General features: G+C 66.5%; 17 protein-coding genes. 5 read left to right on the top strand and 12 right to left on the bottom strand.

Annotated features, from left to right (window positions below; genetic code table 11):
* From R1101_RS25660 to R1101_RS0101400, 3 genes are all read right to left on the bottom strand, one after another.
* The coding region (locus R1101_RS25660) for a thiolase family protein (protein WP_037221910.1) at positions 1-1,061 on the bottom strand (1,061 nt) is incomplete at its 3' end.
* Positions 1,058-1,855: an SDR family NAD(P)-dependent oxidoreductase gene (locus R1101_RS0101405; protein WP_026002764.1), complete on the bottom strand. Its 798-nt coding sequence runs from the start codon at positions 1,853-1,855 to the stop codon at positions 1,058-1,060. The genes R1101_RS0101405 and R1101_RS25660, both read right to left, overlap by 4 nt.
* A 58-nt stretch (positions 1,856-1,913) precedes the next feature.
* Entirely contained in the window at positions 1,914-2,765 is an 852-nt protein-coding gene (locus R1101_RS0101400) for an SDR family NAD(P)-dependent oxidoreductase (protein WP_016931704.1), read from the bottom strand.
* Positions 2,766-2,935: 170 nt separating this feature from the next.
* Between R1101_RS0101400 and R1101_RS0101395 the strand changes: the two genes are divergently transcribed.
* Positions 2,936-3,355 carry a nuclear transport factor 2 family protein gene (locus tag R1101_RS0101395; RefSeq protein WP_016931703.1) on the top strand — a complete coding sequence of 140 codons (420 nt, stop codon included), beginning with the start codon at positions 2,936-2,938 and terminating at the stop codon, positions 3,353-3,355.
* A gap of 1 nt (position 3,356) precedes the next feature.
* Here R1101_RS0101395 and R1101_RS0101390 read toward each other — a convergent pair whose 3' ends face one another.
* The 5 genes from R1101_RS0101390 to R1101_RS0101370 all read right to left on the bottom strand — a co-directional run bounded on the left by R1101_RS0101390 (position 3,357) and on the right by R1101_RS0101370 (position 8,080).
* The gene (locus R1101_RS0101390; protein WP_232284644.1) at positions 3,357-3,548 is read right to left on the bottom strand and encodes a ferredoxin; all 192 of its coding nucleotides are present in this window, start codon (positions 3,546-3,548) and stop codon (positions 3,357-3,359) included.
* A 7-nt stretch (positions 3,549-3,555) separates the two neighbouring features.
* On the bottom strand, positions 3,556-4,752 hold the full coding sequence (locus tag R1101_RS0101385) for a cytochrome P450 (RefSeq protein WP_016931701.1): 1,197 nt from the start codon (positions 4,750-4,752) through the stop codon (positions 3,556-3,558).
* Between the two features lie 19 nt (positions 4,753-4,771).
* A complete protein-coding gene (locus tag R1101_RS0101380; protein ID WP_026002761.1) occupies positions 4,772-6,061 on the bottom strand; it encodes a C4-dicarboxylate ABC transporter substrate-binding protein in 1,290 nt (429 codons plus the stop codon).
* Positions 6,062-6,264: 203 nt separating this feature from the next.
* The gene (locus R1101_RS0101375; protein WP_037221907.1) at positions 6,265-7,005 is read right to left on the bottom strand and encodes a FadR/GntR family transcriptional regulator; all 741 of its coding nucleotides are present in this window, start codon (positions 7,003-7,005) and stop codon (positions 6,265-6,267) included.
* Positions 7,006-7,177: 172 nt separating this feature from the next.
* Positions 7,178-8,080 (bottom strand): LysR family transcriptional regulator, encoded by a 903-nt coding sequence (locus R1101_RS0101370; protein ID WP_016931698.1) that lies wholly within the window; start codon positions 8,078-8,080, stop codon positions 7,178-7,180.
* Positions 8,081-8,190: 110 nt separating this feature from the next.
* On the opposite strand from R1101_RS0101370, the gene R1101_RS0101365 reads away from it, so the two are divergent.
* The 3 genes from R1101_RS0101365 to R1101_RS0101350 all read left to right on the top strand — a co-directional run bounded on the left by R1101_RS0101365 (position 8,191) and on the right by R1101_RS0101350 (position 11,104).
* Positions 8,191-9,111, top strand: coding sequence for a CoA transferase subunit A (locus tag R1101_RS0101365; protein WP_026002760.1), 921 nt, complete (start codon positions 8,191-8,193; stop codon positions 9,109-9,111).
* Positions 9,108-9,884, top strand: a complete 777-nt coding sequence (locus tag R1101_RS0101360; RefSeq protein WP_016931696.1) for a 3-oxoadipate--succinyl-CoA transferase subunit B — start codon at positions 9,108-9,110, stop codon at positions 9,882-9,884. The genes R1101_RS0101365 and R1101_RS0101360 overlap by 4 nt, the downstream gene beginning before the upstream one ends.
* A 149-nt stretch (positions 9,885-10,033) precedes the next feature.
* Positions 10,034-11,104, top strand: a complete 1,071-nt coding sequence (locus R1101_RS0101350) for a DICT sensory domain-containing protein (protein WP_016931694.1) — start codon at positions 10,034-10,036, stop codon at positions 11,102-11,104.
* Between the two features lie 15 nt (positions 11,105-11,119).
* Here R1101_RS0101350 and R1101_RS0101345 read toward each other — a convergent pair whose 3' ends face one another.
* Positions 11,120-12,340, bottom strand: coding sequence for an EAL domain-containing protein (locus R1101_RS0101345; protein WP_016931693.1), 1,221 nt, complete (start codon positions 12,338-12,340; stop codon positions 11,120-11,122).
* 274 nt (positions 12,341-12,614) lie between these two features.
* Between R1101_RS0101345 and R1101_RS25655 the strand changes: the two genes are divergently transcribed.
* Positions 12,615-13,031 carry an STAS domain-containing protein gene (locus tag R1101_RS25655; RefSeq protein WP_037221909.1) on the top strand — a complete coding sequence of 139 codons (417 nt, stop codon included), beginning with the start codon at positions 12,615-12,617 and terminating at the stop codon, positions 13,029-13,031.
* A gap of 13 nt (positions 13,032-13,044) precedes the next feature.
* On the opposite strand, the gene R1101_RS0101335 is transcribed toward R1101_RS25655, so the two are convergent.
* Genes R1101_RS0101335 through R1101_RS0101325 form a run of 3 tightly spaced genes read right to left on the bottom strand, consistent with a single transcriptional unit; the run spans position 13,045 to position 15,826 of the window.
* A complete protein-coding gene (locus tag R1101_RS0101335; RefSeq protein ID WP_016931691.1) occupies positions 13,045-14,085 on the bottom strand; it encodes an acyl-CoA dehydrogenase family protein in 1,041 nt (346 codons plus the stop codon).
* Positions 14,082-15,227, bottom strand: a complete 1,146-nt coding sequence (locus R1101_RS0101330) for an acyl-CoA dehydrogenase family protein (protein ID WP_016931690.1) — start codon at positions 15,225-15,227, stop codon at positions 14,082-14,084. The genes R1101_RS0101335 and R1101_RS0101330 overlap by 4 nt, the downstream gene beginning before the upstream one ends.
* Positions 15,224-15,826, bottom strand: a complete 603-nt coding sequence (locus R1101_RS0101325; RefSeq protein ID WP_016931689.1) for a TetR/AcrR family transcriptional regulator — start codon at positions 15,824-15,826, stop codon at positions 15,224-15,226. The genes R1101_RS0101330 and R1101_RS0101325 overlap by 4 nt, the downstream gene beginning before the upstream one ends.

Genomic DNA, 15,826 nt, shown 5'->3' with positions numbered 1-15,826 from the left:
GCCCCGCGTTCGCGGCGAAGCTGACGAACGCCCTCGACGACGTGCACGATCCCGGGTACGTACGCGTAGGCGAGGTGCCCGCCGTGAGTGTTGACCGGCAGGGAACCGCCGGGGCGGGTATGCCCGTCCCGGTGGAAGGACAATGCCTCGCCGCGGCCGCACAACCCGAGGTCCTCCACCTGGATCGCCTGGGAGATCGAGAAACAGTCGTAGATCTCCGCGACGTCGACGTCCGCCGGGGTCAGTCCCGCCTCGGCGAAGGCACGTGGTCCCGACACCGCGGATCCGAACGAGCACATGTCCTCGGCCTGCGTGAAGTAGGACGTCATGGACGGCCCGACCGCGACGGTCGACGAGCCCGCCACGACCACCGGTATCCGGGCGAGATCCCGCGCGCGTTCCACGGTGGTGACCACGACGGCGCCCGCCCCGTCGGAGATCAGGCAGCAATCGGCCGCGCGCAGCGGCGACGCGATCATCGGTGAGGACAGGTAGTCCGCCTCGGTAAGAGGCTTCGGACGCTGCGCACCGGGTGTCATCGTCGCCCACATCCGGTTGGAGACGGCGATCGAGCCGAGTTCGTCGGTGTCGAGCCCGTACGTATGGCAGTAGCGCTGGGCCCAGGCCGCGAAGTAGACCGGTTGCCCGTACCAGCCGAACGGCATCTCCAGGCTCGCCTTGACCGGATCCTGGGCGTGGAAGCCGTACGGCCCTCCGGGTTTCGACCCGGCATAGCCGTAATACACCAGCACGGTGGACGCTCGGCCGGACTCGACGGCCGCGCGTGCGGTCTCGACGGCCGCGAGGGGTCCGGCACCGGCCGGGATGCCCGGGGACGCCGTGTACGTGCGGTCGATACCCAGGGCGACGGACACCTCGTCCGGGCCCGGATAGGCGCCCGCGGCAACCACGCCGTCGATCTCGGATGCAGTGAGCCCGGCGTCGTCGAGTGCGGCGCGGCACGCGTCGAGCACGAGACGGGCGAGCGGACGGTCCACCGACCGCCCGAACTGCGATTCGCCGATACCTGTTATCGCCGCGGCGGTGAGCGCGGTCGTCATGACCGCAGTCCACGCCACGCCGTGGTACCGCCGTCCACGGGCACGACGATGCCGGTCAGGAACGACGAATCATCCGACGCCAGGAAGGCGGCGACCTTCGCGATCTCGTCGCCCGTGCCGAACCGCGGGATGAGGTGCGCGCCGACCATCGCGCGCTGCCGTGCCTGCCGCATCTCGTCGTCCTCGGCGGCGTCGAGGTAGGCGCGGCTCATCGGGGTCTCGATCGATCCCGGTGCGAAGGCGTTGACCCGCACCTCCGGCGACAGCGCGATCGCCGAGGTGCGGGTGAGCTGGATGACCGCGGCCTTGCTCGACGGGTAGGCAGTGCTGACGTAGCCGACCATGCCGGCGACGGACGCGGCGTTGATCACCGACGGGCCGCGTGTCGAGGCCCGCAGGTGCGGTGCTGCCACCTTCGTGGCCAGCCAGACCGATTTCACGTTGATCGCATAAACCTTGTCCCACACGTCCTCCGGCAGTTCCTCGAACGAGGTGTTGTCCGTGAAGGTGTTCTCCATGACGCCGGCGTTGTTCACCAGCGTGTCGAGTCCGCCGGCTGCCGCCACCGCCGTCTCGATCATTCCACCGACGGCGGCGCCGTCCGACAGGTCGACCGGGATGGCACGCGAAGCGACACCCATCGCCTCGATCTCGGCGGCCACCTCCGCCGCACCGTCGGCGTTGAGGTCCGCCACACCGACGAATTCCGCGCCACGGCGCGCGAACTCGAGGGCGATGTCGCGCCCCATTCCCTGTGCGGAACCGGTGACCAGCGTCCTCTTACCCGTCAACATCAGATGTACTCCTCGTTCGTTCGTTCGTTCGATCGTTCGATCGTGTCGATGCGTGCGATCACGCACGTGTGGGTGTGCTTCCTGCGCGTCCGGCTTCGAGAAGAGTTGTCGGTTCCTCGTAGCGCCCACTGGTGTAGGGGGAACGTCCGTGGATCCCGGTCATGCCCGCGTCGACGGGGAAGGTGGCTCCGGTGACGAATGCGGCGTCGTCGCTCGCCAGGAAGAGCACGCCTGCCGCGACGTCCTCCGGGGAGATCACCCGCCCCATCGGCGCGGACTCGCCGAGCGCGGCAGCCGCGCCGGTGAGATCGTTCGCACTGCCACCGACCACGGCGGCCGTCATGGGTGAGATCACGGCCCCGGGGATCACGGTGTTGACCCGGATCCCGAAGGGTCGCAGTTCGGCCGCCACCGAGTTCGACAGCCCCACCACCGCCGCCTTGGCGGCGCTGTATACGTGGGGTCCCACGCCACCGAGGACACCCGCGGGGCTGGAAGTGGAGATGACGACTCCGGATCTCTGAGGCTTCATCACGCGGGCGGCGTGTTTGAATCCGCACAGGACGCCGCGCAGGTTCACCGCGAGGGTGAGGTCCGCTTCGCCCATCGGGGTCCGGTCGATGGGGCCGAGAGTGCCCATCACACCGGCGTTGTTGAACATCACGTCGAGTCGGCCGAATGCCTCGACGGCGAGATCGATCGCACCGGCGACATCCGCCTCGACCGTTACGTCCGTGCGGGCGAAACGTGCACGCTCACCGAGTTCGGCGACGAGCGCGTCACCCGGAGCCTGCTGTACGTCGGCGACGACGACCGAGGCGCCCTCCGCGTGCAACTGCCGCACCACCGCTTCGCCTATACCGCTGGCTCCGCCGGTGACGACAGCGACTTTCCCTTCGAACCGATCCACGACGTACCTTCCCCGAATACCGATCGAAAATAATTACGCTGCAATCTCCTTCGACAATCTCGTTCGATGCCGCCGACATCACCTATAGTCACCCTACCCCCGAAACCTGATCGGAAAGGCTCGCAATGGATACCGAATTACACTCTCTCATACATGATCTCGCTACACGTGTGGCGACCTTGGAGGTAGAGCGGGAAGCGTCCGGCCTGATGCACCGATACGCAGCGCTGCTCGATGCACCCGTACCGGAATCGGTTGCTTCCCTGTTTGCTTCGGGCGGCGAACTGAGAACGAGCCGCGGGACGTACCGCGGTCGCGACGAAATCACCGGCTTCTTCCGGAACGCCCGCTCGATCGACCCGTCCGAGAAACGGCATTTCATCTGTCAGCCGCGTGTCACCACCGGCGAGTCCGGCCTGGTCGTCCTCGAGTGCTATTTCGGGTACACCGCGAGAACGGACCGGAGTTCGGGTATCGGCTGGGGCACCTACGCAGCCGAGATCCGGGCGACGAACGCCGATGCCCTGTTCGAGTCGCTCACCATCGACCTGCACATGGGAACCGATCTCGAACAGGGCTGGCCGATCTGACCTACCGCGCGAAGTGGATCGCCTGCTCCGGGCAGGCGCCCACCGCCGCCTCGGCCTGACCGATCAGTTCACCGTCTACCTCGAACTCCTGACCGGCCTGGGCTACGAAACCCTCTTCGTCGTCGGACAACAGATCGGGTGCCACCGAGTAGCAACGGCCGTGCCCCATGCACTTGTCCCTGGTGATCGACATCGTCATCTCAGACATCCCATTCCAACTCGAGTTCTTTCAGGGTCAACTGGGAACCGCGCTCGACGAGAGTCGCGTCCTCCTTGATCCGGTAGTTCGGAATCAGCTTGTGCCATTCCTCGAGGACAACGGCCAGTTCGAGCCGGGCCAGGTGCATTCCCAGGCACCGGTGCGGGCCGGCACCGAAGGCCAGATGCTGGTTCAGCCCGGGTCGTCCCAGCACGAACTTGTCCGGCTCGTCATACTTACGCGGATCCCTGTTGGCCGAACCGATTCCGAGCCAGATAACGTCCTTAGCGGCCATCTCGAGCCCTTCGAACTCGCAGCTCTCCTGCACCTCCCGGCCGGCCTGGATCACCAGCGGGTACATCCGGATGAACTCTTCGACCGCGTCGCGGGTGAGTTCCGGTTCCTCGACGAGCAGGCGGCGGTCCTCGTCGTGCTGGGCGAGGTGGGTGAAGATGTATCCGAGCGCCGAGCGCGTGGTGTCGAGTCCGGCGAGCATGATCGACAGGCAGGTGGTCAGAATCGTGTCGTGCGAGAGCGGTTCGCCGTCGAGTTCGGCTTGCACGAGCCGAGTCACCATGTCCTCGGCCGGATCCAGGGGGTTGGCGCGTCTTTCCTCGATGGCGCGGGTGAAGTAGTCGAGGATCTTCTTCTTGGGTGCCTCCGCGCCCTCCAGGTCGCCCTGGAGCATGCAGTTGAACATCTCCTCGGTCCACGGCAGGAAGAAGTCACCGTCCTCGACCGGGAGTCCCATCAGGACCAGAAACAGGTCGGTGGGGTAGCGGATGGCGAATTCCGCGACGAAGTTGCAGCGTCCCTTGGGACGTAGTTCTTCGAGCAACTCGACGCACCGCGAGTGTGCCAGTTCTTCCATCCGCCGCACGGCGGCGGGCGCGAAGAACGGGTTGATGATGCGGCGGAACTTCTGGTGCTCTTCACCGTTGAGGTCCTGCGGGAGCAGCCGGATCGTGCTTCCGGGGAACAGCGCGGTCCGCACGGCGGTGGTCCAGTTCGCGTGGTTCTGAAAGCCGGCGAGGACGTCGTCGTACCGGGTGAGCATCCAGAATCCGCGCTCGGTGGTGTCGTTGAAGTGGAACCTGGCAGCTTCCCTTTCGTCGTCGAGCAGGGTGTAGTGGCCGTAGATCTCCGATTCCTGCGTGTAATCGGTGTGGCTGACAGGGCAGCCCCTGGCGTGCGTCATCTGTCGAACTCCTGTCGGGTCAGGACGGGCGGTGGGGAAGGAAGATCTCCTCGTAGACCTTCGCGCTGTAATCTGCGAGATCGATCGCCCCGGGCTCGTAGGTCCGAGCGAACTCTTCGTAGGTGGTGCGTTCGTAGCCGAGCTCGTCGACTGTGGCGGCCCAGTCGGCCGTGGAGGATTCGATCCGGCCGACGAACGCGTCTCCGTCCTCGAAGGCTCCGTTGCTGCGCTGGGCGTCGAGCAGTCGCCGGTTCTCGGTGCGGAGGGCTTCACGCGCGTCCTCCTCGTACGGGAAGACGTTGCCTCCGGACTCGAGGAGCGCGTTCATCCCGTCGACGGTGTTGGGCAGGATCTTGTCCTCGATGTTGGATTCGAGGTAGACGGTGAGGCTGTCCCACATCAGTTGCTGCGCAACAAGGGGAAGCGAATCCCATGCCTGCTCGCTCATTGCGATTCCACCCCAGCCGACCGCAAGACCCACTTCCGGGTCGATCACGGCATGCGGGGTCTGACCGAGGAAGCCACCGAGCATCCCGACGGTGAACGAGGTGACCGAGCAATCGGCAATGCCGCGTTCGAGGGCTTCGAACAGCTCGGTGTAGGCAATCGAGACCGGCGTGGCGCCGAGTGCGGCGACCTCGGCGTTGATGGACAGTCCGGACGCGGTCACCTGGGCGCCCCGCGTGGCGGCGATATCTCGTCGCGCGGTGGCACAGAAGAGACCGTTCGCACCGGAGTTGTACATGGGAAGAAGAAGCTTCATGCCTTTGTCGGAGTATTCCGACAGCAACTCGGGTGTGTCGAATGCGACCTGGTTCGCCCAGGCATTGGATTGGAGCGCACCCTGCAGGGGTGTCTGCAGGGAAGCGAAGCTCGAGTCGATCAGGGCGGTGGTCGCCGGGTACTCCGACGGTTCGTATTGCGGAATGATGTGGGCGAGATCGAGACGTCCGTCCATGAGAGCGTTGTCGATCTCTGCCGGCGGCGCAACGGCATTCGAGTACGCGACGTCGAAGGTGATCTTGCCGCCCGACCATTCGGTGATCGTGTCGAGGTACTTCTCGACGGGCACTCCGGTCGCCGATCCCTTGGGAGCCGGTGACTGGGTGAACAGGCGGATCGGCTCGACATCCTCGAAGGCTGCGATGTAGTCCTCTTCGGTGGCGCCGTAGTCCACCCCGCCACTGCTTCCCGTGCCGGTTCCGGAAGCGCCCGAGACGGCGCATCCTGCAACGAGGTTCGCAGCGAGGGTGAGTGCGGCAGTCGTACCGCCGAGAGACTTCCATCGGGTCGTGCGTGAAATGGCCATGCACCGCTCTCCATTCGTGGGGCTGATGACAACCGCCCAGCATTCGTGATGCAGATCACCAATATGATGCGCATCATTGGATCCATTGTCAACAGCGTGTCGAAGACCTGCAGAATCGCCCGGATTTCGAAGCAGCAAAACGACAACGGCGGGGCAACCTTTCGGTTGCCCCGCCATCCGCGCAGGAGTCGTATCCGGCGATGTCAGCCCTGATTGCCCCATGCGATCGGCGTTTCGAGAGCCTCCGGATAGTGCTTCTGCTCGTATCGCCAGATGCCCGCAATATGCTCTTCCATCGCGGTCAGCGCGGCTTCGGGATCACGGCCGGCGACCGCGTTGTAGATCTTCTCGTGGATATCGAGAGTCGCCTTTCGATGACGCTCGGAGTACTCCATTCCCATCGCTGTTCCATCCAGCATGTCGAGCAGGGCGTGGATGAGATAACCGAACAACGCGTTACCCGACCCCTTGGCCACGGTGTCGTGGAAGACCCGGCTCATCTCGAGGAAGATCTCGGAGTCGTCGAGATTCTCCCGCATGTGGTCCACCGAGTACTTCAGCGTGGCCAACTGCTCGTCGTTGATCCGTTCCGCAGCCAGCCGCGCCATCATCGGTTCGAGCGCGGTCCGCGCCTCGACGATCGTGCGAAAGGGCGCGTTCTCGAACTGCAACAACAGCGTGATCGACGTCGCCAGCCCCTCGCTGTCGGGCTGTTGAACGATCGGGCCGCCGCCCGGACCCGGCTTGAGGACGATCACGCCCTGAAGTTCCAGGAACCGTAGCGATTCACGGAGCGTCCCCCGCCCCACGTCGTATTCGTCGAGCATGACGCGTTCGGGAGGGAGGCGATCGCCGACCTTGTTCCCTCTGCGATTGATGTCCTGGACGATCCGCTGTGCCACCAACATCGCCGTCTTCTGCGGTCGCAGCCCCACCCGGCCCATAGAACACCTCCACCCGTCGGACTCCCCGGGTCCCCGGGCTTCATCATCCCCGATAATCTATGACAATCTTTACACCAACAAACCCGGGTTCCCAAGGATTTGCTTCCCCGAGGCCTTCCGCTTCTCACCCCGAGCCCGTCGGAGCCCGACCGGGACCGTCGGAGATGGCCGATCACGGTCGCGGGCCGAAGGAGGGCAACGCCTCCTCCGACAAACGGAGAACTTCCGTCAGCGCAGCACTGGTGTCGTCCGATCGCCACACCAAGCGCACGTCGATCGGCCGGCAGCCATCGAGCGGAACGAAGACGACGTCGTCGTTGACCACGTGTTCGGCCACCGATGAGACGGTCAGCGTGCAGCCGACCTCAGCGGAGACGAGAGCGACCAGCGACAGCGAATCCGGCGCGCTCTGCACGATCCTCGGCGAGAAGCCGGACTCGTCCGCCGTCCGGAGCAGCAGTTCACGAAGCATCGAACCGCGATCCGCCGGGAACATCACCCACGACTCCCCTGCCAGCTCCTTCATCCGAACGGTCCGCTTCTCGGCCAGTCGGTGATGGCGCGACAGCCCTACCACCAAGTCTTCACGAGCAACCACCCGGGACGCTATCCCGGGAGGAGAGAAAAGCAACCGAACGAGACCGATATCCAGCGTTCGTTCGAGTAGGCCGTCGACCACGTCACCGGCATAGGCCGAACTGATGAGGACGAATTCGATCCCAGGATGAGTCCGCCGGACGAGTTGGGCCCATCGTCCGACCAGATGATGTGACGACGATGCCGCGAAACCGATCCGCACTCTCCCCGTTCGGCCGCGACCTGCCGCCGTGACGGCCATCTCGGCCATCCGCACCGCGTTGAGGATCGCGCGAGCAGGCTCGACAAGGGCGCGTCCGGCCTCGGTCAAACGCACCCGCCGAGTGCTTCGTTCGAACAGCTCCGCCCCCAGATTCTTCTCCAGCCGGCGAATCGTGCGACTGAGGGAGGGCTGGGTGAGGTGCAGTCGCTGCGCCGCCCGGCCGAAGTGCAATTCCTCGGCGCAGACGAGGAAGACGCTGATCTGAGGGAGGTCCACGGCCCCCATTATTTCAGAATCCGCAATAATACGATCACAATTTTGCACTGGACGCTCTTCGACGCCCGTGACAGAGTCGGAATACACTCACGTCGTCGGGAGATTTTCGTATGCCAGCAAACAAGATCATCACCATGCGCGAGGCCGTCGCGACCTACATCGAAGACGGGATGACCGTTGCGCTCGAAGGCTTTTCGCACCTGATTCCCTTCGCTGCCGCGCACGAGATCATCCGGCAGGGCAGGCGCGACCTGACGTTGTGCCGCATGACCCCCGACATCGTCTCCGACCAGCTCATCGCCGCCGATTGCGTATCGAAACTCGTCGCGTCGTTCTTCGCGAGCGGCTCGGCGGGGTCGCTGTACGAGATCCGCCGGCGCATCGAGAACCACGACCCCGTCGCACTGGAGGTCGAGGAGTACAGCCACTACGGCATGGTCTGCCGCTACCAGGCCGGGGCGGCCGGGCTGCCTTTCTTCCCCCTGCGATCGTATGCGGGCAGCGACCTGCCGAAGATCAACCCGAACATCCGGCTGGTGGACGATCCCTTCGGCGGCGGCAGCGTGTACGTCGTCCCTCCGCTCAACCCGGAAGTGACGATCATCCACGCCCAACGCGCCGACCACGCCGGAAACGTCCAGATCTGGGGTATCGCCGGTGTCCAGCAGGAAGCGGTGTACGCGGCGAAGAAGGCCATCGTGGTGGTCGAGGAGATCGTCGACGACGACGTGATCCGCTCCGACCCGAGCCGCACGCTCGTCCCGTCGCACGCCGTGGACGCGGTCGTGCTGTGCCCGCGCGGAGCACACCCCTCCTATGCGCAGGGCTACTACGACCGTGACTGTGCGTTCTACCGTCGCTGGACCGCGATCAGCAAGGACCCCCAGCAGCTGCGCACGTGGCTGAAGGAATGGGTTCTCACCACCAGCGATCACTCCGAATACCTCGAGAAACTGGGCGAGGACTACTGGGCCGACCTCGAGGTCGCGCCGCGCCCCTCCGGAACCGTCGACTACGGGAGCCGAAAGTGACTGCTACCGAAACCTTCTCCACCACCGAGCTGATCGTCTCCGTCGCCGCGCGGGCCCTGGCCGGAAAGGCCCGGGTCTTCGCCGGGGTGGGCCTGCCCACCCTCGCCGTCGACCTCGCCGCCCGCACGTCGAATCCCGATGTCGAGCTGATCTACGAATCCGGCGTCTGCGGCGCGCACCCCGAGGCGATGGCCGAGGGTATCGCCGACTCCGTCGTGGTCTCCGGCGCCGAATCCGTCGTGTCCATGGCGTCCCTGTTCGGGTACGTGCTCCAAGGTGGAAACGTCGACGTCGGATTCCTCGGCGCGGCACAGATCGACCGCTACGGCAGTCTCAACACCAGCGTCATCGGTGACTGGGACAAGCCCACCGTGCGACTGCCGGGCGGCGGCGGAGCCGTCGAGATCATGCCCAACGCGGGCGAGGTCTTCGTGATCATGCGACGCCACGATCCGAGCGCTTTTCCCGCCGAACTGGACTTCTGCACGTCGCCGAGCCCGGTGCGCGCCCGCGAGGCCGGCGTCGGCATCATGCCGCGTGGCCGCGGGGTGACGAAGGTGTTCACGAGCCTGGGTGTGCTGTCCCGGCAGGATCCGTTCGGCGAACTCGTACTGACCAGCATCCACCGCGGTGTCACAGTGGACGACGTTCGCGCGGCGACCGGCTGGGATCTGACGGTCTCCGACGACCTCACGCGTACCGAGGATCCCACCGCCGAGGAGATCGACCTGCTGCGCAACGAGATCGACAAGGTACGCCTGTATCTGCGGTGATCCACCGGAAGCCCGTCGACTGCGCGCACGCGGTGGCTGGCAGGATGTCCGCAACGGACGACGCACCGGACCCTGCCTTCGGCGGCCCGGCGTACGTCCCTGTGATGCCCGGCGGACCCACCGCCGCGTGATGCGGAAGGCGGCACGTCATGCACGCGAGCGCGATCCACGACCTGGTGGACGGCACCGTGGTTGCCACCGCAGTGTCGTCGATCGCGACGGATCCCGGTGCCGGGCGGGACATCCCCGTTTTCGCCCCGTCGACCGAGTTCGCGCACGGTTCGGCGGAGAACACGGTCGTGCGCGATGCCGTCGCGTTGGTCGACGAGGACGAACTGTTCACCGATCCGGCGGTCGTCCTGCACCGGATCGCCGCCGTGCGTGAGCGCGGAGTCGCCGTGGCCGTGCGCATCGCGGCATCGACGCCACGCGCCACGGTCGTCCTGGCACTGGTGGAGCCGGAGGTGGTCGTCGTGCCGGCGGACGCGCTCGTCGCATCCGATGCGCGTGCCGCCACCACCCTGTTGTCCTTGCGGGCACACTGCGAGCGCACGAACTCGGTCGTCGTCGCCGAGGGCATCGACTCCGATCTGCATCGCCATGCCGCGCTCGCTCACGGCATCGGCTTCGGATGCGGCGCAGCACTGTCTGTCCCGGAGGACGGCACAGAACCTTCGTCGCGGCGCAACCTGTTGTTCCGGGAGCCCACCTGGAGCGCGCCGCTCGACGCCGCAACCGCGTCCCCTTTCCGCATCCTGTCGGCGGGGCGGGAGTGCGTGCGGAGCGGGAAAGGTTTGTTGGTCTCCATGAGCGCTGATCTCGAGGCCCGGGCCGCGGAGGCCGGTGCCGACGTGATCGCGCTGGGCACCTTCCAGCACCGCGACCATTTCACCGGAGCGGCGAGGAGACGCTGGATGTCGATGGCCGGCGCCCTCGCGCACGTCGCGGTCTTCGCGGTCGGCTTCGGGGCGGGCACGTCGCGCACGAACCTCGTTCCGATCGAGCCGAACGATCCCCTCGTCGACGAGTGGAACGTCATCCTGCTGGGAGAGTCGTTCGCATGCGCGCTCTCCGCCCTCGACCTGCACCGCCGATCGGCGGATGGTGAGCGGGAGTTCGAGTACGTCGTCTCCTACGATCGCGGGGCCGTCGCCCGAGCGGCGCGCGCGACCCTGGTCCGTCCCCGGACGGCCCCCGCAGAGGCCCCGCCGCCGACCTGAACCGTGCCTCGCGGGTCACCCTTCGAAGCGCGCCAGAATGCTGTGGGCGCACCGGATGACGGTGCCACGGTCGTAGGACAGGACGTACTGGAATTCACGATCGAGATCTGCTGCCTCGGTGTGCATGTCGAACGCGGCGAGCACACACGCGAAGTGCGGGCCGAGGACGACGACGTTCCATTCGTCGACCATCGGATCGTCCGGATCCAACGGCGCGTGGTGCACTGCGGAGTCGACATAGGGATCGATCCCGACACCGTAGACCCCGGTGTAGGCGACCTGTTCGGCGAGCTGCGCCCATCGCGCCCGTGAGGTCGGCGTGAAGTGCTCGGCGCGCTGGAAGGTGCCGAGGACGATCGTCTCCGGTCCGGCTCCCACTGCATTGGTCTCGAGCAGCTTGCTCATCGACACCAGTAGCCGCTTGAAACTGCGTGTGCGCCTGCGTCCTTCGGATGCCAGAGCGAAAGGAGTGAGTGCGGGATCGTCCGCGACACCCGGACGCGGATGCAGCGGCAGGGGATCGATATCCGAATCCGACTGCGCGGCATCCCTGTTCGTTGTCGCGCGCACCCGATACAGCTGCCCCATACCGTATCGGGCCGCCAATCCGAGAGCGCGGCGGCGATGCAGTTCCGAATCGACGCCCTGCGCGATCACGACCGCATTGCTGGACTCGATGTACGCGGCAACAGCGTGCGCGACCCTCGCCGTCGAGGCGTCGGCGGCACGGCCGATCAAGGCGGGCGACGTGATGATCACGTCCGGTTCGACGAGCGGCAGCAGCGCCAGCGCCTGAGCTCGCGCCCCCACCCCGTCCACCGCGACGAGCATGCCCGCGGTGCGCGCCGCGGCGATGGTGCGCAGCGTCCTGGCGGGGCGTGCGATCAGCGACCGCTCGGTGATCAGCACGATCCTCGCCGGCTCCGGGCGATCGCCGAGCGCGCCGAGTTCGTCGAGAGAATCGAGATCGACGGTGACCAGATGCGGCACCGCCGAGTCGGGATGGTTGCCGGCCCGCTGCCATTTGATGCGATCCAGCACCGACTTCTGATGCATGGCCCGGGCCGTCTCACTCAGAGCTGTCGCGTCGTGCAACGACGAACCTTCGGGACCCCGCAGCTGGACTTCGACGGCAGAGAGGGCACCATTGTCGAGCCGGTGGATCGGGGCGAACTCCGTCTCGACGACGAGGCCGCCGAACGCGGTCTCCGCGTCGGCGGCAGGAACAGCGCTCATCGGTCCAGCATCCCACCTCCGGGCACCGATCGCCCGCGCGGGCCGACGAATCTTACGTCTTCGATTGTTTCTGCAGCTCGAGGCAGCTCAGTTATCGAACAGTGATCTTCAGTTACCATTCCGTTATGGAATGGTACGTAGGGAAGCGATGTCCGTCGGACAGGCTCTGTGCAAGCCCGACGCGAGTTCTCACCCCGACCCCCAGCAGGCCGCCCGTCTGCTCAGGATCCAGCCCGCACCGGACGGCACGAATCCACGCCGACAGGAGACCGCAGTGAGCACACGTACGAGCACCACCCGCAGGATCGTCACCCACACCGACGCACTCTCACGAGCCGCTGCCGCGACCGTCGCCCGAGCACCGCGCTACCGCCTCGACGTTCACTCGCCGTCCCGTCGCTGCAGTGTCCTGCGCGCGAAGGGCGATCTCGATATGACCGCCCGGGCGGAGTTCGCCGCGACGCTCTGCGATCTCGCGCACTCGGGCGATCACGTCGTCGTCGACCTGTCCGAGGTGACCTTCATGTACTCCGAGGTGGCCTCGACGCTGGCCGATGCCGACCATATTCGCCCCGGCCTCTTCCGGATCGTCGCACCCACGCGTCAGGTGCGCATGCTGCTCGACATCCTGGCTCCCGGTCTCGACGTCACGGACCGCCCCGAGAACGGCACTGCGGGCCACGCCGCCTGATCCCGCACGATCGTCAGCGTGCCGGGCCATCCGTGATCAGCGCCCACACGTCCCCGGCCTCACCGGCCGCAGCGAGCAGTTCGGAATCCCACGCGGCGACGGTGCCGAATTCACTGCGCCACGACAGGATCCGGTTGGTATGCCGGTGCAGTTCGTGTTCCATCGTGAAACCGATCGCACCGAGCGCCTGATGCGCGTTGCGGGCGACCACCGACGCCGCGTGACCTGCGCACGACGCCGCGGCAGCGATCGCGAAACGCGTCGACGCATCCCCGAATCCTCCGGCGAGAACGGCATCGACCGCAGCGTCGGCGGCGGCGTGCGCGAGCGAGACCTCGGTGGCGATGTCGGCGACAAGCGCCTGCACGGCCTGGAACTTGCCCAGCGGGCGACCGAACTGCACTCGCGCCGTGGTGTGTTCGACGACGAGCTCGAGGATCCGATCCATCGCGCCCGCGGAGGCGAGCGCCCGGGCCAGCGCGCCGCGGTAGCGGAACTCGTCGGCGACACCTGCCGGAACGTCACGCCCGGTGAGTGTGGCGAAGTCGACGCACAGGTGGTCGCGGGGCTCCGCCGCCAGGTTCACGGCCTCGACGAGTTCGGCCTCTCCGCGCGGGACCTCGGCGACCTGCCATCCCTGCGGCGACTCCCACAGCACGACGATGGAGTCCGCGAACCGGGCCCACGGCACGTGACGTGCCCGGCCCTCGGCATCGAGGACCGTCGCGGTACGCACACCCGGTGTGACCTCGAATCCGGCGGTCTCGAGCAACCACCCCGCGAGCAGGTCGTTCTCGGCCGCCGGTACGGCAGCAGCCGCACCGCCGGTGGCGTCGAGCAGCAGGGCGGCCTCGAGCCAGCCCGCGCCGCTTCCGCCGTGCTCCTCCGAACCGGTGAGCCGATCGAGGCCGAGCTCGGTGAGGGTGTTCCACAGGGCACGATCGAGTTCGACGACCTCACCGATGCGGTGGTCGTCACCCGAGGTGAACACCCCGGACAGCATCTGCGCGAAGTCGCGCAGTTCCGTCGACTGCAGTGCGTCCTGCCCGCTCATCTCATCCCCAATCCTCGTGCGATGACCCCGCGGAGGATCTCGCTCGTGCCGCCGCGCAGCGTGAAGCCCGGTCGTTGCATGACGCCGGACCGGACGAGCTCGGCCAGGTGTACGTCGGCCGTGGTGTACCCCGCGATCTCGTCGGCGAGATCGGCGAGATCGCCCTCCGTCTTCGTGCCGAGCACCTTCACGACCGACGCCGCGAGCTCGGCGTTCTCGCCGCGCTCGAGTGATTCGGAGACCGCGGTGGACATGCGACGCATTCCCGCGATGCGGCCGATGGCCGCCCCGATACGGGTGTCCGGTTCGACGCTGCCGTCCGCCACACCCTGCACGAGGGACTCGAGCACCCCGAAGGTCGACAGGAAGCGTTCGGGACCGCTGCGCTCGTAGCCGAGTTCGCTCGTCACCTGCTCCCAGCCGGCGCCGATCTGCCCGAGCACCAGATCGTCCGGGACGAAGACCTCGTCGAGCAGCACCTCGTTGAAATGGTGGTCGCCGGACATCGACAGGATCGGCCGGATGGTCACACCGGGCGAGTCGAGCAGGACGATGAACTGGCTCAGTCCGTCGTGGCGGTGCGCCGGATCGAGCGGGGCGGAGCGGGCGAGACCGAAGAAGGCGTCGGCGTGGTGCGCCCCGGACGTCCACAGCTTGGTGCCGGAGATCCGCCACCCACCGTCGACGCGGGTCGCCTTCGTCTTCACACTCGCGAGGTCGGAGCCGGAGTCGGGTTCGGACATGCCGATGGCCCAGCAGATCTCACCCGCCGCGATGCCCGGTAGGAATCGCTGCTTCTGCTCCTCTGTACCGTACTTCAGCAACGACGGAGCGGCCTGGCGGTCGGCGACCCACTGGGCGGCGACCGGCGCTCCCACCGCGAGCAACTCCTCGGTGACGACGAACCGCTCCATGAAAGTTCGTCCGTGTCCGCCGTATTCGACGGGAATCGTCATGCCGACCCAGCCGCGGGCGGCCAGCGCACGCGTGAACTCGGGGTTCCATCGGGTCAACCAGGTGTCGATGCCCGGCGTGAACACTCCCGCGTCGATCTGTTCCTTCAGAAACGCCCGTACCTCGGCACGGAGTTCGGTCAGTGCCGGGTCGGGGGTGCCCGCCCTCGGCACCAGTCGTGCACTCATCGTGAATCTCCTTCTCCACCGGTGACGGTGGGACACAGCAGCGCCAGCGACAGGTCCGCATAGCGTTCCGCGATCTCGTCCGAGGTGTCCGGTCCGGCAGGGTCGTACCAGTTGGCGATCGCCGAGACCATCGCCAGGATCGACCGGCGGCAGTCGTCGGGATACTTCGTGGTGAAAACGCCCTGTGCCACACCACGATCGATGATGTCGCGGATCCTCTTCCGACCGGCACGCCGGCGCTCCTCGTACAGGTGCGCGCCCTCGGGTTCGAGGTTGCGCACCTCGGTGGCGATCATGCGTCCTTGTTCGGGGAACTGCGTGCGGAAGACGACGTTTCCCTTGACGAACGCACGGATCTGCTCGACCGGATGGTCGCCGACACGGGCAAGTTCTGCCTCGCAGACGGCATCGTAGGTGTCGACGCCGTCGAGCAGGATCGCCAGCAGCAGATCCTGTTTGTTCTTGTAGTGGTAGTACAAGGCGGACAGGCTCACGCCCGCCTCCTGCGCGATCGTACGGATCGACGACGAACCGTATCCGTTGCGCACGAATTCCTTCCGGCCCGCCTCGATGAAGACGCGTTGTTTCGGCGACAGCAT

Origin of the sequence: Rhodococcus sp. R1101, assembly GCF_000278445.1 — a bacterium.
GTDB classification, from domain to species: Bacteria; Actinomycetota; Actinomycetes; order Mycobacteriales; family Mycobacteriaceae; genus Rhodococcus; species Rhodococcus gordoniae.
The sequence above is the reverse complement of the archived record's forward strand: the minus strand, read 5'-3'. Positions and strand labels throughout refer to the sequence as shown.

What these genes read in the sequence shown, in the direction of transcription:
- R1101_RS0101335 (WP_016931691.1), bottom strand. Translation starts at nt 14,085, where the DNA reads ATGAGCGGGCAGGACGCACTGCAGTCGACGGAACTGCGCGACTTCGCG.
- R1101_RS0101345 (WP_016931693.1), bottom strand. Translation starts at nt 12,340, where the DNA reads ATGAGCGCTGTTCCTGCCGCCGACGCGGAGACCGCGTTCGGCGGCCTC.
- R1101_RS0101365 (WP_026002760.1), top strand. Translation starts at nt 8,191, where the DNA reads ATGCCAGCAAACAAGATCATCACCATGCGCGAGGCCGTCGCGACCTAC.
- R1101_RS0101350 (WP_016931694.1), top strand. Translation starts at nt 10,034, where the DNA reads ATGCACGCGAGCGCGATCCACGACCTGGTGGACGGCACCGTGGTTGCC.
- R1101_RS0101375 (WP_037221907.1), bottom strand. Translation starts at nt 7,005, where the DNA reads ATGGGCCGGGTGGGGCTGCGACCGCAGAAGACGGCGATGTTGGTGGCA.
- R1101_RS0101325 (WP_016931689.1), bottom strand. Translation starts at nt 15,826, where the DNA reads ATGCTGTCGCCGAAACAACGCGTCTTCATCGAGGCGGGCCGGAAGGAA.
- R1101_RS0101380 (WP_026002761.1), bottom strand. Translation starts at nt 6,061, where the DNA reads ATGGCCATTTCACGCACGACCCGATGGAAGTCTCTCGGCGGTACGACT.
- R1101_RS0101330 (WP_016931690.1), bottom strand. Translation starts at nt 15,227, where the DNA reads ATGAGTGCACGACTGGTGCCGAGGGCGGGCACCCCCGACCCGGCACTG.
- R1101_RS0101405 (WP_026002764.1), bottom strand. Translation starts at nt 1,855, where the DNA reads ATGTTGACGGGTAAGAGGACGCTGGTCACCGGTTCCGCACAGGGAATG.
- R1101_RS0101385 (WP_016931701.1), bottom strand. Translation starts at nt 4,752, where the DNA reads ATGACGCACGCCAGGGGCTGCCCTGTCAGCCACACCGATTACACGCAG.
- R1101_RS0101390 (WP_232284644.1), bottom strand. Translation starts at nt 3,548, where the DNA reads ATGTCGATCACCAGGGACAAGTGCATGGGGCACGGCCGTTGCTACTCG.